The sequence below is a fragment of the Massilia sp. BGA-UO-ETr-WB1 genome, from assembly GCF_059567845.1.
In genome coordinates, this window is sequence record NZ_JCAQOT010000007.1 from 37310 (window position 1) to 50010 (window position 12701).

Annotated in this window: 11 protein-coding genes; 3 read left to right on the plus strand and 8 right to left on the minus strand. The window is 57.7% G+C overall.

Going from position 1 to position 12701, the window contains the following annotated elements; translation table 11 throughout:
• Positions 1–56 precede the first annotated feature (56 nt).
• The 8 genes from AC56DV_RS00890 to AC56DV_RS00925 form a co-directional block, all read right to left on the minus strand.
• A complete protein-coding gene (locus AC56DV_RS00890; protein ID WP_496312427.1) occupies positions 57–704 on the minus strand; it encodes an OmpA family protein in 648 nt (215 codons plus the stop codon).
• Positions 701–1213, minus strand: coding sequence for a lytic transglycosylase domain-containing protein (locus AC56DV_RS00895; protein ID WP_496312428.1), 513 nt, complete (start codon positions 1211–1213; stop codon positions 701–703). The genes AC56DV_RS00890 and AC56DV_RS00895 overlap by 4 nt, the downstream gene beginning before the upstream one ends.
• Before the next feature lie 132 nt (positions 1214–1345).
• Positions 1346–1849 (minus strand): hypothetical protein, encoded by a 504-nt coding sequence (locus AC56DV_RS00900; RefSeq protein ID WP_496312429.1) that lies wholly within the window; start codon positions 1847–1849, stop codon positions 1346–1348.
• A 253-nt stretch (positions 1850–2102) separates the two neighbouring features.
• Positions 2103–2894 carry a hypothetical protein gene (locus AC56DV_RS00905; protein ID WP_496312430.1) on the minus strand — a complete coding sequence of 264 codons (792 nt, stop codon included), beginning with the start codon at positions 2892–2894 and terminating at the stop codon, positions 2103–2105.
• Entirely contained in the window at positions 2891–3988 is a 1098-nt protein-coding gene (locus tag AC56DV_RS00910; protein WP_496312431.1) for a hypothetical protein, read from the minus strand. Before AC56DV_RS00910 ends, AC56DV_RS00905 begins: the two co-directional genes overlap by 4 nt.
• Positions 3989–4611: 623 nt before the next feature.
• Positions 4612–5697, minus strand: coding sequence for a DUF8225 domain-containing protein (locus tag AC56DV_RS00915; RefSeq protein ID WP_496312432.1), 1086 nt, complete (start codon positions 5695–5697; stop codon positions 4612–4614).
• A gap of 1 nt (position 5698) precedes the next feature.
• Positions 5699–7249 carry a hypothetical protein gene (locus tag AC56DV_RS00920; RefSeq protein WP_496312433.1) on the minus strand — a complete coding sequence of 517 codons (1551 nt, stop codon included), beginning with the start codon at positions 7247–7249 and terminating at the stop codon, positions 5699–5701.
• A 63-nt stretch (positions 7250–7312) separates the two neighbouring features.
• Positions 7313–8482, minus strand: coding sequence for a S8 family serine peptidase (locus AC56DV_RS00925; RefSeq protein WP_496312434.1), 1170 nt, complete (start codon positions 8480–8482; stop codon positions 7313–7315).
• A gap of 572 nt (positions 8483–9054) precedes the next feature.
• Between AC56DV_RS00925 and AC56DV_RS00930 the strand changes: the two genes are divergently transcribed.
• The 3 genes from AC56DV_RS00930 to AC56DV_RS00940 are packed head-to-tail and all read left to right on the plus strand — an operon-like array spanning position 9055 to position 11962.
• Positions 9055–10749, plus strand: a complete 1695-nt coding sequence (locus AC56DV_RS00930; RefSeq protein ID WP_496312435.1) for a S8 family serine peptidase — start codon at positions 9055–9057, stop codon at positions 10747–10749.
• A 1-nt stretch (position 10750) separates the two neighbouring features.
• Positions 10751–11008, plus strand: coding sequence for a hypothetical protein (locus AC56DV_RS00935; RefSeq protein WP_496312436.1), 258 nt, complete (start codon positions 10751–10753; stop codon positions 11006–11008).
• 48 nt (positions 11009–11056) lie between these two features.
• On the plus strand, positions 11057–11962 hold the full coding sequence (locus AC56DV_RS00940) for a DNA/RNA non-specific endonuclease (protein WP_496312437.1): 906 nt from the start codon (positions 11057–11059) through the stop codon (positions 11960–11962).
• Positions 11963–12701 lie beyond the last annotated feature (739 nt).

Below are 12701 nucleotides of genomic sequence, written 5' to 3' on the forward strand. Positions count from 1 at the left end.
CGTCCACGGCCAGCGCAGCAGGTTCGGTCGCTTCGTACGGAACGCCTGGATGGGGCTCATGGCCGGGGCTCCAGTGAGGGGTGCCATGTGACTTCGGCGCGCCGGTTGGCCTGGCGGCCAATGCGGGTGAGGTTATCTCCCACGTAGCAGCACGCGCCGCGCCCTTCCCATGACAGGCGCCCGGGCGCCACACCCAGCTGGTCGCGCAGATGGTCGGCGACGACGCGTGCCCGGGCCCATGCGAGACGGTGATTGACCGCATCGCTGCCGGTACTGTCTGTGCGTCCGGCGATGGCGATCCGTCCGGTACCGCGCATCGCCCCGGACAGCTGGGACAACGCCCTCGCCCCTCCTGGGCCGAGCGCTGCGGAGCCACTCGGGAACTGGATCACCAGCGTGTCAGGCACACCTGCAGGAGTTTCGGTGAAAGAAGCGGCGCCCCCAGTGCCAGCGTGGGCCGTCGGGCCCGCCGACTCGGATGGCGTCTTGGGCGTCAGCGATGGACACGCCGGTTCAAGACATAGCGCGAAATAGCTGCCTTGGGATTGACCGAGCTGTGCGATGCGATAACGCGTAATCAGATGCTCCGTACGCGCGGGCATGGCGTCGGGCCGCGCCGCTGCGCTTGTGCAGCCGGCAAGCAGCATTGGCCAACTCGCCGAGACCGCGGCGATCACCGCCATCAACGCAATGCGGCGCGTCATCGCACGTTCACGGAGGAAATGGCGGCGGAGCTTGCCAGCCGGGTGGTATCGCCGCCCTCCGGTGCCGTTCGCCGCACCAGCGACCGATACACGCGCCATGCGTAGCGCATGCGCACGCGCAGGCACTGCTCCGCGGTCATGGTGACGCATGAAGCGTTGTAGGCGCCGACGGCTTCCCAGGTGCGCCCATAGCGCGCCATCTTTTCGGCGAGAATGCGCGCACCTGCGTCAATGTTGGTGCAGGGATCGAACAGCGCGCGCTGGGTAACGCCCAGGTTGCGCAACATGCGCGCATCGGAATTGACCTGCATGTAGCCGATATCGACCGTGCCAGTGCGCTGAAAATGACTATTGTTGACGGCGGCCTGGTTCATGCCGGATTCGACGTCGGCCATCGCCTGCAGCAAAACGACGGGCACGTCGCGTTGCCGCGCCGCTTGTTCCCAGCAGGCGTTTGCCAGTCCCGGGATGACAAGCAGCGGCAATATGGAATGAATAAGAATGCGCATGTTCACCTCTCGGCATAGCCCGACATGGATTCGGCCTCGCGCTCTTGCGAGGAACCAGGTGGCTTCGGGTATGCCGGCGTTAGCCAGGCGCGGTGAACAGCAAGGTGCGCGCCGTTTGGGCGCGGGAGAACGTCAGGTGAAATATGGTGCGGCGCGGCGGGCGATGTTGCGGCGCGCCTGTTCGAACAACTTTTCTTTCGCTCCTTCTTCCTCCATCGCCAAGGCCACGCAGGCGGTGGTGAAGTGATCCAGCTTGAACTGCGGATGAGGATGGCGGTTCTGCTCGGACTTCTGCAACGCCAGCAACAGCTGATACTGCTCGCGCCACATGTCTTCTTGCCGTCGTGCCGTCTCCTGATCACGCAACACCAGCCGCGTGTGCAGGAAGACGAAGATACGCCGCTCGGGCATCGGTGCGTTGAACACCAGCGACACGCAGGCGCTGATCAGGTCCGGATAGCGAAGTTTGGGCGAGCGGTTGGCGGCATCGTTGTACAGCACCTCCAGCCAGGCGAATTCATCAAACCAGACGCGTGTGCTTACGGTGTCGCCGCTGCGCGCATCCGTTGGCATGGAAACCGGATCACCGCGCGCCAACCAGGGCGTAGGGTCGATCGGAATGTACGCTGTAGTCATGATGTGCACCTCGCGAGGAATATCTGGTGTGGGACTTGATGCGATGATGGTATCGCCTTCGCGCTAGGCATTCACTCCGGAATGGCAGGAATTTCGCCCCCCTTTTCAGATCGGTGCAGTAGCTCACTGTGGCAGGATGCCAGCTTGACCATCCGAAGAATGAATCGATTATCCATCTCCCCGGTCACATCGCGCCGACTTGCCCTTTTGGCCATTCAGCGGAAGCAATAGGTCGACTGGGATTTTTATTCCACTAAATGTTTTTTTTCAACAGCCCCCTAGCATCTTTCCCAAGAGCACTTCTTTCTCCAGTGCCGACTGCAGGCCGCCACATCAAAGCATACGATTGATCTTTTCTTTGAGGGGGTGCCGCCGATGGCGGAATTGAGCTTATTTTTTCAACAAGTTTAGCCGCAGCACTCGTTACGACAGCACCATCTTTGAGAAATTCTGCCAATCTTTTTATGTCGACCTTCAGGTTTAAGTGTTGTGTTTTACCGTAAACACCGTATACGCCCATTTTTTTAATTATGGTACCGTCGCCTTTCGTAGCTACCACCTCACCATGAGGCTTGGAAATTTTGGGATTCTCAATAACATCAATCACCACCTCCTCATCATCGAATTGCCTATTTTGATTTAAACGCTTCGACCATCCTCGGTAAGCGACTTTGGATGTTTCGCTCAAGGACTTATCAGATCCCGAGTATGAAGTAGTCCGCACGCGAGGAAAACGCTTCCTATCATACGAGTTAATAAATACAACAAACACCTCAGTATCACGTTGTTTTTGGAGCATATCATTATCGTGAGATTTTATAGGCACACTTTCGGCATTTCGCGCTACCGCAACAGCAGAAATTTGATCACTTCTCTTAATGCGCTGAATCAATGCCTCACGCTCCGTTCGAAGCGCAATCAGCAGCGAAGTGTCTGGTTTTGGAACCAGCAATTTTGCGGCGCGCTGCGCTAGTTCTTTTTCCAACTCAACTAAACTTGCATCTTTGTCCGGGCTTAAACCTTTCGCTCCATCTGGAATATTCATCCCGGCTCCCCCATCGGTTGCGCCATCATATATGCGTGCATCGTGTTCAAAAGATTCTTGGCCAGTTGCAGTAAATCTGAAAATAACGCAACTTGCTCATCTTCAGGAAGCATCAACCCCGATTGACTAGCTCCCGCAGCACCTCTCCTAGTCAAATTCTCAACCTCCTTCGCGCGATAGACAGAAGCGAACCTTTCAACCGACTCACCTTTCAAATTTATCAGAATAGAATTAACCTCTTGTTCCAAGCCGACAATTAAAAACCAAGAGAGAGCTCTTTTTAAAGCCTTTAATGTTAAGTACAGACTGCTTGGATCACGTTCAGCCTTGGACACATATTTTCCCACTTCGTCTTTCAGCCAATTAGCATATCGACCAAATTCACCAACGTCATGCAGATTTCGGCGCTTACCTAACGGAATGGACCCAACAACGACTTCTTGAAACGCGAAGCTTCGCTCTAAAGCGGGATCGGGTTCGATATTACAAGTCACAATTACAACATTCGTCACCGCCAGATCCCCATACTTCCCGTCGGTGTGGATATAATCAATCTTAAAAGGGTTAGCTATCTTCGCGCTTATCTTCGAATCAGGAAAAACGGCTCTTGGAAAAGGATCTGAGGCAACGATACGCCCGCACTTGACCTTCATTAACCTGAGTTCAGTACAGCTGCGCTTTCGCTCAAATGCACTCCCGATCTCTTCATCTTCAGAAATATACTCACAGAAGTCCAAATCTCCGATAGACTCAAGTTGCCCTAGGAAAGTTGAACTGCCGCTAAAGCAGAACATACTTGAATCCATCAAGCGAGCAGATGAGATAATTGGAACCATCCATGTTATCTGATTGGGGGCTGGAAACATCGGAACCAGATTATAGGGAACAGTGAAATTCACCTTGTCACCAGAATAGGTCAAATAACCTGGTAGATCACTGGGAAGAAAATCAGGGTAATGGCGATGAACCAACTTTGACATAATATTAGTATAATCAAGGAAAAGTTCAGCATCGTCCGCGCTAACTGACATGCCGTTGGCATGACACCATGCTATGTGATGTGGTATTTCATCGATGTCGCGGCCAAGTTTCATGATTTTCCGTCACAAGGTTCCCCTGTAACGCTCCACTCATGTTATTTTATATAACCTACCATGCTTTAGACTCCAAAAACACGAAGGCAGGTTCGTTTGCGCGAGAATGTGAGTTCCGCGCAACACTAAACTACGACGTACAGTATCACGCCAGAATAACGATCTGAGCACAAATCGCCATGAAACCACGGCCACGCAGTTGGGTGGGCATCTTGCATTGCAATACTATCTCGGCGCAGAGAATGCCATGCGTTGGCGCCAACAAAGCAAGTTCCTCCCTAGGGCAGGGCGATTAGTTTTTAGCTTGATTCCTTCTGACCATAATCTGAAAGTTCCTGCCCTACTGGCAACGAACACTGCGACCAAGTCGAATTCTGACTGAGCAGCAATGTTACAACAGCCGGCTATGGCACCACAGTGCAGCGCCCCTTAAACAAGCGCTCTATTGTTTACCGCATCGCGATTCGACTACCCCAATCTGCGTCATACAGTTGCGGCTGTCTTTTTCGGTCACGCGACGCAAGTGCGGCACCAATAAGATTGTCTAGCCCCGCGCTTAGTATGGAGCAGCTTAACCTGCGGTAATCGCCGAGTGTATAGGTCGCCAGTTTGGCGACGCTCAATTAGCTGCGACGGGATGCGCGCGCAGTCGTCGCGGCGACCGCTGCAAGCGCATTGCCGACAACACCCCGGCATCCATCCACGATCTGAAGGTGTGACACCGTTTGCGACGCCCATCCAGCCAGGCCTATACTGATCTTGTCAGCGATCTGGCCGCCGAATTCAATCGATTTGCCATCGATCAGGATATCCGAGACCGCAAAGGTTTCCCCGTCCGGCGGCGCGAAACGCACACGGAGCGGCCGCTCCTTCGTACCGCGAACAATGTGCCAGCATTGGTCCGGCGACGCGTTGCCGGTCGGTAGTTGGAATCCGGAAAAATCGCATCCCTGGATGAAAAGACCTACTGGATCCGACAGGCTGACAAGGTGACCGGCGCGCGCCAGCGCATTGACTTCGGCGCCGATATGCGGATCGCTGTGCCGTTCTGCAGCGCCATACTGTGAACAGTTGATCAGCTCCTGCACATTGGTAAGCAGATTGCCGCTACGGCGGCGCACGATGCTCGCGCCGGCAGCAAGCTCAATCTCGGCCCCCAGAGTGTTGGCCCGCTGGATCAGGTGCATGGCACCGTTAGTGGTCGAATTGTTCCAGCGATTGAATAGGTCATAGGAGCCGGCGGGAAACAGGTCATGCTTGTCGATATCCTGTGAAACGTGTTTGCGATACAGTTCAACCAGCGTATCGGGTTGCAGCTGCCCCAGAACCTGCCAGTACTCCGGCCCTTCGCTGGTGAAGTCGATCCATCGGATCTTACCATCCTCCCGGTGGACCGACCATTCGCAGTATTCATCCTGCAGGGATCGCGAACTGTCGGCCTTTCGCCAGCGTTGCGTGTCGCTGGCGCTCGCGATGGCGACTTGTCGTGGAAACGCCGTCCAGGTGATGATCTGCTCGATCACGCCACCCGCCACGGTGTCAATGGTGGGATTGAAAAATTGATTACGCGGGCCATCGTTCTCATCGAGGTTGCCCTCCTTGCTGCGCGCGAAGTAGTTTTCAGACAGGAACTGACTCCACAGCGCCTTGTTGGCGTCGGTCAGGTCATCAGCAAATCCAGGCGGAGTAAAACGGTCAATCACTGGCATTTTATAGCTCCTCTATCGTGGCGTTGGGGGTCATGCGCAAAGTCGCATCGGGTAGCGCGGTGGCGCGCGGCAGGGTCAGGCTAAATTCCAGCAGTGGACGCTTGCGGGCTTGGCGGCGGTGGGATTCCAGCAGCCGGCCTATCGCTTCGAATCCGTTCCAGCTATCCATCTGCGCCTGCAGTGCGCCGAGATACGCATCCAGTCGCTGTCCGAAATCGACCTGCCAGTTCTCGCCGACCTGCCACCATTGCATGAACTCGGCTTCCGGCGTGCCGGGGAGCCCTTCCGAGGCAGAGATGGCGTCCACGATCTGATCGCCGAGATCCCATCCCGACCCGCCCAGCGTCGCCACCGGCGGAACATGGCGCATCAACGCGGCGCGTCGCGGCGACCATATGGGGTTTGGAAAGTCGACCATCGCCAGACACGCCACTACGCGCGGAGACAGCACCCGACGCTGCACCAGCGCGGCAGCCAGCATCGTGTCCTCAAGCGAACGCTCGAACGCAGGCAAGGCGAAATGGGTATCGCCCTTCAGAGCCAGCACGCCGGCCTCGTCACGCAGCTCATAGCGATGCTCCTCGATCATGCGCCGGTAATGTGCCCATGGCGCGCTCGGTGCCCCGCTATTGATTTCGATCTGCAGCACGTCCAGCAGCAGGCCAGTATCCAGAAACGGCGTGATCGGCACCGGCATACGGCCGCTAGGCGGCTGGGTCAGGCTTTCGGCTGCCGACGACACCAGATTCACGGTCGTCGGCGTCAAGATGTGCCGGAGCAGGGGCGGCGCCGCGTCGAGCGAGTTGCCAGACAACGCCGCGTCGAGGCGCGCGCCAGTCCAAAGCGCGACACCGGTCCGTACCAGTTTTTCAAGTTCCTCCGCCCCCGCCCGCAGCGCGAACAAAGGCTGCTGCCGCAACGGGTCGTCCGGCGCTATGCCAGGCAATTCGAATGCCGCCTGCGAACTCCAATGCAGCCATGGCGCCTTCAACTCTTTCATAACCAGGGCGCCATTTACATGGCTGTCGAAGGGGCCGCGTCCACGCGTTGGTTCGGACAGGGCGTGACGGGAATTTCCGGCGAAAATCCAGACGCCTAGCCGGCGTTCATAATAGTTAAAATGGCGCGCCGTTTCATCCCAGCCGATCACCTGTAAGAAAATCTGCCGGCTGTCGAATGGCGGCGCAGTACTGAGCAGGATCGCGAGGTTATTCCCTTTCTTCCAGCTCACGACCATGCGCAGCTGGCGCGCCAGCCCGGCACTCTGCTCGTCCCAAGGGATTTGCAAGCCCTCGCCCACCACGAAGCTTCGGCGCATCATGGCCGTGGCGTCCAATGCTGCCACCAGGCTGTCGGCATCCAGCGGATGGGTTCCCCCCGCCTTTAGCAACCGCCCGAAGGGATCGTCGAGCGCATCGGCCTCGGCCTGCGCGAGGGGACTTGGCATGGGAGGTCCGTCCGGCGCAGGCCTGTCGTCCAGGCCGACGATGAAGCGGTGCAAGATATTAGCCGCAAGCGCGGGGGCCGCCGCAGCCGCTTCGAACTGCGCCAACGGCGACCCTCCCCGCTGGTAAGGATATTGCCTTGTGGGAAATCCGTTATTCATGCCGTCCTCTCACTCCTGTGGGGCCGTGACGAGGCCGCGACCAACGTCGACGCGCCTGCCGTCCAGGCGCCGGGCCGACGCAAGGACTTCGGTCTTGATGTCCTGAAACGCGGCGGCGCCGTTCTGCTGCAACAGATACTCGGCCCACAGTACGGCCACTCCCGCCACATGCGGCGTGGCCATGCTGGTCCCGCTTTTCGCCGTCAGCCCCCCCCCTATGCGGGCCGATACGATATCGACACCAGGCCCCACCAGGTCGGGCCCTGTGTTGGAGAAATTCGCGACCGGGAACGTAGCGTTGTTGGCCAGCCCAACCGCACCGACCTTGATAAAGAATTCCGATGCGGCCGGCGGTGCCACATCGATCGTGTAGCTTGGCCGGTTCGATTCGTTGCCGCTGGCGGCGATGAGCAGTACGTTCTGCGTGCTCAAAAAATCAGCCAGCTTGCCGAACAAAGTGACTGTATCCCGATACTGCTTGAGCGCCATCGATGTCGCGGCCGGGATAGGCAGGTCGTTCACCTCATGCAATCGCTTCACCAAGCCGGGAAAATCGATCCCCAGTGACATGGAAATGATGTGGGCACGCTGCTCGGCCGCCCATTGGATAGCCTTGAGAATAGTCTCGTTGCTGCCGCCACCTGCGCCCAAGACCTTGCCGATAATGAGCGCATCGACATTCGGCGCGATCCCGATGCGCCGTTCGCCGACTGTGCCGCCCGCCACAGTGCCGGCGCAGTGGGTTCCGTGGCCGTTGGTGTCGCTGACATCATTCGGATCGCCATTGGTAAAGTTGCGGACAAGGATACGGTTCGCCTTTCGCAATGTCGAGAAGGCTTCGTGCTCTACCTGCAGGCCGGTATCCAGCACCGCCACCCGCACGCCCGCGCCGGTACGGGGCGACGTCAAGACGCCGGTGGCGTCCAGCCCCCATTGCGGCGCATCCAGAGCCGTCGCCAACCCATCCATTGGCACAATGAGATTCATGGGGACATCGGCCGGTGCTAAGCCCCGCACAGCGGGATCGTCATGCGCGTCGCGCGCCTCCGCATCGCTTAGTTCGGCGACAGTCATAACAAAGCTGGGCGGTTCTTCTCCAATCGCTGCGCCCGCGGCTAAAATGTCGGCCCCGGCCGGTTCGGGCGCGCCCGAACCAAAAACAATGTATCGCTGTCTCATAGATCCCCCCATTTCAGAATGAGTTTTGATTCACAGGCAAGCATGAAAACATTGCTACTTCAATCACAACAGAGAGGCCCCGGCTATGCCCAACATACCCGCTCGTACAATACGCGGCGCGATGGCGCACCAGGAAGCGGCGCAGGAAAGCGCTCCGATTTTGTGCGCTCGTCGCTGGTCAGATGTGCAAGAAATTACCAGAAAGACATTTTGCACGCGGAAATGAATCCGAAATCTATCCAAAACCCACATGCAACATTTAATTTTTACAATCGCGCACTCATACTTTTTACAGCAGGCATCGCATCGCCGCGCAGGGCCTGAGATGGTGCCCCCAGATGTCCGTGACAAACTGTGAGTATTCTTGAAGGAAATTTTGCTACATTACACCAACAACATGCCCGCTTCACAGCCGCCGGCGATCGCTGCAGTAGGGATCACGTCGGGCGGCCTGCATGTCGATCAAGCTGATCCGGAGGCGCATCTGGGCATCAGACTCGCGCCGCGATGACACTCTATGAATGGAATTGCCTATGCCAGCGAATTCAAGATCAGCAGCACGCAAACCGGCAATGTCCACTAAACCGGCGGTGCAAGGAAAGACCAAGTCGCAACGCAAGCCCAAGACGCCTACCGTGATTGCGGATTCTGCAACGGTCAAAGCCAGCGGTTTCAAGCTGACGAAGAGCAGCTTCGCTCCTGCGCAAACGCAGCGCATCGAAGGTCTGCTCAACAGGCTGCGCGAGAAGCGCATTCTCAACGAACAGAAATTTTCGGATGTGGTCGTGGTTTGGCCTTCAGGCAATGCTGTTGCTGGCGACCCGGAGTGGCGGATGCTCGACGCCATCGGCGGGCAAGCGGTGGCTGACACGCTGGCGGATTTGGCGTCGGCAGCGCTGCCGAGACGGCGGGCCTTGAAACTCCAGGTACTCAACCATCTCGACGATGCCTTGGTCATGAAAGCAAACTCGCCCGCCTTGCTGGCGATGCGCAATCGCAGTCCGGGACTGCGCATGTCGCCGTCCGCGTGGGCCTATTTGCAGTACATCCGTCCGCTGGGCGACGAACTCGGCGACGCAGAAATACAAGCGGCGCCCGATGCCAAGGTCAAGCACTTTCAGGTGCGCTTCGCGGCCGCCGGAGGCGAGCCGGCACCCGGCGTCAGAATCAAGGCACTGATGGATTGGGACAGTGGTGCGCATGTCGCAGCGCTCACCGGCATCGATGGCATTGCCACGCTTGCCATTCCCCTCAGCTATCCCAGAGTAGAGATGATCCTGGCTGAGCCAGAACATACGCATTGGTCGGTCTATGCCGATGGGTTCAACCGTGTCGAAGCCCCGAAGCGGCTAGACTTGCTGGCCACACCTCTTTTGCCAGACGCTTTTGCTCTGACCAGCCATTATGCGCGCTATGACGCCGATGCCGGGAAAGGCGTGACCGTGGGCGTCATCGACAGCGGTGTCGGCCCCCACGAAGCACTGTCCGTAGCGGGCGGCCGTTGCCTGGTGACGGGCGAGGACGAGCTGGACTACCTGGACAACGGCATTGGCCATGGCACCCACGTTGCCGGCATCATCGCCGCACAGGCAGAGCCCGGCGGAGCTGTCTACGGAGTGGCCCCGGCCTGCCGTCTCATGGCCTATCGAGTCTGTCCAAAGAGCGGGCAAAAGGGACGCGCCAAGTCGGCCGACATCGCTGCCGCCCTGCAGCAAGCCATCGCTGACCAGTGTGATATCATTAATATCAGCATGGGCAGCCTTGAGGCCATGCCGGAAGTACCAGACCTGCTGGAGAAGGCGCGCGACGCCGGTATCGTGGTGTTCGCCGCCACCGGGAACGACGGCAAGCCGGAATTGCGATATCCGGGACGCTATAGTCATACCATGGCGGTGGGGGCGCTGGGACGCGACGGGACCTTTCCGGTTGACTGCCCGGAGTCGTTCCAGGAAAGCGAAGTGCGGCGCCAGAAAGAGTTTGTCGCGGAGTTCTCGAACTACGGCATGGCTACCGACTTTATTGGTCCGGGTGTCGCGGTATTATCGACATTCCCCGGCCAAAAGTATGCGATGATGTCAGGAACCTCTATGGCATCGCCTTTTATCGCGGGAATGGCGGCGCGGATCTTGTCTCGCCGGCCAGACATCTTAGCGATGGGCCGCACTAAGGAGCGTACCGACGCCCTTATCCAAGCACTGTCCGTAGCGGCGCGCAAGGTGGGCTGGCCTTCTGAGTACGAAGGGTTTGGAGTGTTAGTGGAGAAGTAACGTGACTTGCGTTGTATTGACTTACAAGGGGAGCGCCAATGGACGGCGGGCGGCCGAGGCCAAGCTACGCCAGCTGTTCCCCAACGCGGTGCTAACGCCCAAGACCGGCACCTTGGTGGAGGCGCAGGTTAACGACTCGCAGGTTGCCGAGCTCGAAGCCCAGCGCGACTGGGAAGTGTCCCGTCCAAGCTACGCGGAAATCCGAAAACCCTCTTTTAGTCTCAAGAATGCGCGTGCCAAACTGGCGCGCGACGGTTAACCTGGCCTGCGCCATGGTGGCGAAGGCTCTTTAAAAAAGGGCGTTGCCATGGCAGAATCCGAAATCCAGATAGTCGAAACTTCCTGGGCAGGTATCCAACGCGTCGCTGCCACGCCTAAGCCGCCCTCGTATTTCCATGGCCGAGACGGCTACTCCGAAATCTTCCTCGGCATTTCCAATAAGATCGCACTGCCAGCCATCGCCAACCTGGAGGACGTTGCCAGACTGGCAGATGGTTCTTACGAACTCAAGTACGAACACTTCAGCACTGTCCAGTCAATGTCGCGTCGCGTGCCGCTATTCTCCGCATGCAATATCAATGGCGCCATGACCAAGTCAATTCCCCGCCACGACACCTGGAGCTACGATGGCCGCATCGGCAAGGAATACCAGATGTTGCGCGAAGCGTACGGTGATCAGGGTGAACGCAAGTTTTCGCGCGGACACATGACCCGTAGGCAAGACCCAAACTGGGGGCCCCAGGAAATTGCCCAACGGGCCAACATCGACACGTTCTTCGCGACCAACGCCTGCCCTCAATGGCAGCCGTTTAACGACGGCCTGTGGGGCGACCTGGAGGATTACATCCTGTTAAATGCGCAGGAGGACAGGAAGCTGGTGAGCGTGTTCACCGGCCCCATCCTCCGCACCGGCGATGTGCCTCGGTTTGACGTGCCCATCCCACGTGATTTCTGGAAAGTGGTGGCCTTCATCAGCCAAAGCACTGGACAGTTAAGCTGCATAGCCTACCTGATGAGCCAAGGACAATACCTAGACACCGGCGTGGCTAAGAATCTGGAGGACTTCGAGATGTCGCAACGCCCGCTCTCCTTTATAGAATCTGAGACTGGCTTGAAGTTTCATGATTTAGCCACCCGGGATGTGCTGGACGGCGCCGACCTGACTTTCATTCAGCCCATCCGCCGCGCCCGCGACACCCGCCTCCTGGCATAGCCAGCGGATCGCAGGCTCTCTCATCCCGGCCGCAAGCGACTATTCGGCGGGCGGCATCAAACGCTGCTCGCAGGACAGCAATACTCGTTGCGCATCGCCCGAGCGGCGCATCTTCCGGCCATCGCAGAGCATGGTGTCGTGCAGCCCAACATGCCTGACCTGGCTCACCCACTTCACCAGGGCCGGGTGTGTACAGCACAGGCGGTGCCTCGTCACTCACGGAGCTTCCCCTCGTCGGCAAAGATATGCAAGCGTTGCTTTTGTGATACCAACATATTTTTCTTTTCTTGTTTCTTGACGTGCGCTGCTTATGATATTCCTGTTCGATAGAAGGCCAACCGGTCCCTATGGAATCCATAACGAAAATGGTGAGGTGCGTACAAACTGCGGAGTTGAAATCCCCACATAAAATTCGTGTCCCTCAACTTGTGAGAATTGGAGAGAATTTCTAATTCGATAAGGAAGTATGATTCTGCCAATTGCAGAGCGCTTGTAAACAATGCGAAACCGTCCCGCTCGGCAGGCGTCAGTCCATCGCATCAGGAGATAGTTTTCGGCTGTAAGTCGGACTGGATTGGAGTACAAACCCGACTACCGTCTGCAGTCGTTAGGAACGGTTGACCTGCTACCCAAATTAGTACGGAACTGAACTGGAGTCTGCGGTTAATAAGCCATCAGCAAACTGCTTCGGCGTCCGATTGCCCAGCGTGCTGTGCGGCCGCTCGTCGTTGTATTCATG

Coding starts and splice junctions, on each gene's coding strand:
- AC56DV_RS00890 (WP_496312427.1), bottom strand. CDS start 704: ATGACGCGCCGCATTGCGTTGATGGCGGTGATCGCCGCGGTCTCGGCG.
- AC56DV_RS00895 (WP_496312428.1), bottom strand. CDS start 1,213: ATGCGCATTCTTATTCATTCCATATTGCCGCTGCTTGTCATCCCGGGA.
- AC56DV_RS00900 (WP_496312429.1), bottom strand. CDS start 1,849: ATGACTACAGCGTACATTCCGATCGACCCTACGCCCTGGTTGGCGCGC.
- AC56DV_RS00905 (WP_496312430.1), bottom strand. CDS start 2,894: ATGAATATTCCAGATGGAGCGAAAGGTTTAAGCCCGGACAAAGATGCA.
- AC56DV_RS00910 (WP_496312431.1), bottom strand. CDS start 3,988: ATGAAACTTGGCCGCGACATCGATGAAATACCACATCACATAGCATGG.
- AC56DV_RS00915 (WP_496312432.1), bottom strand. CDS start 5,697: ATGCCAGTGATTGACCGTTTTACTCCGCCTGGATTTGCTGATGACCTG.
- AC56DV_RS00925 (WP_496312434.1), bottom strand. CDS start 8,482: ATGAGACAGCGATACATTGTTTTTGGTTCGGGCGCGCCCGAACCGGCC.
- AC56DV_RS00930 (WP_496312435.1), top strand. CDS start 9,055: ATGTCCACTAAACCGGCGGTGCAAGGAAAGACCAAGTCGCAACGCAAG.
- AC56DV_RS00940 (WP_496312437.1), top strand. CDS start 11,057: ATGGCAGAATCCGAAATCCAGATAGTCGAAACTTCCTGGGCAGGTATC.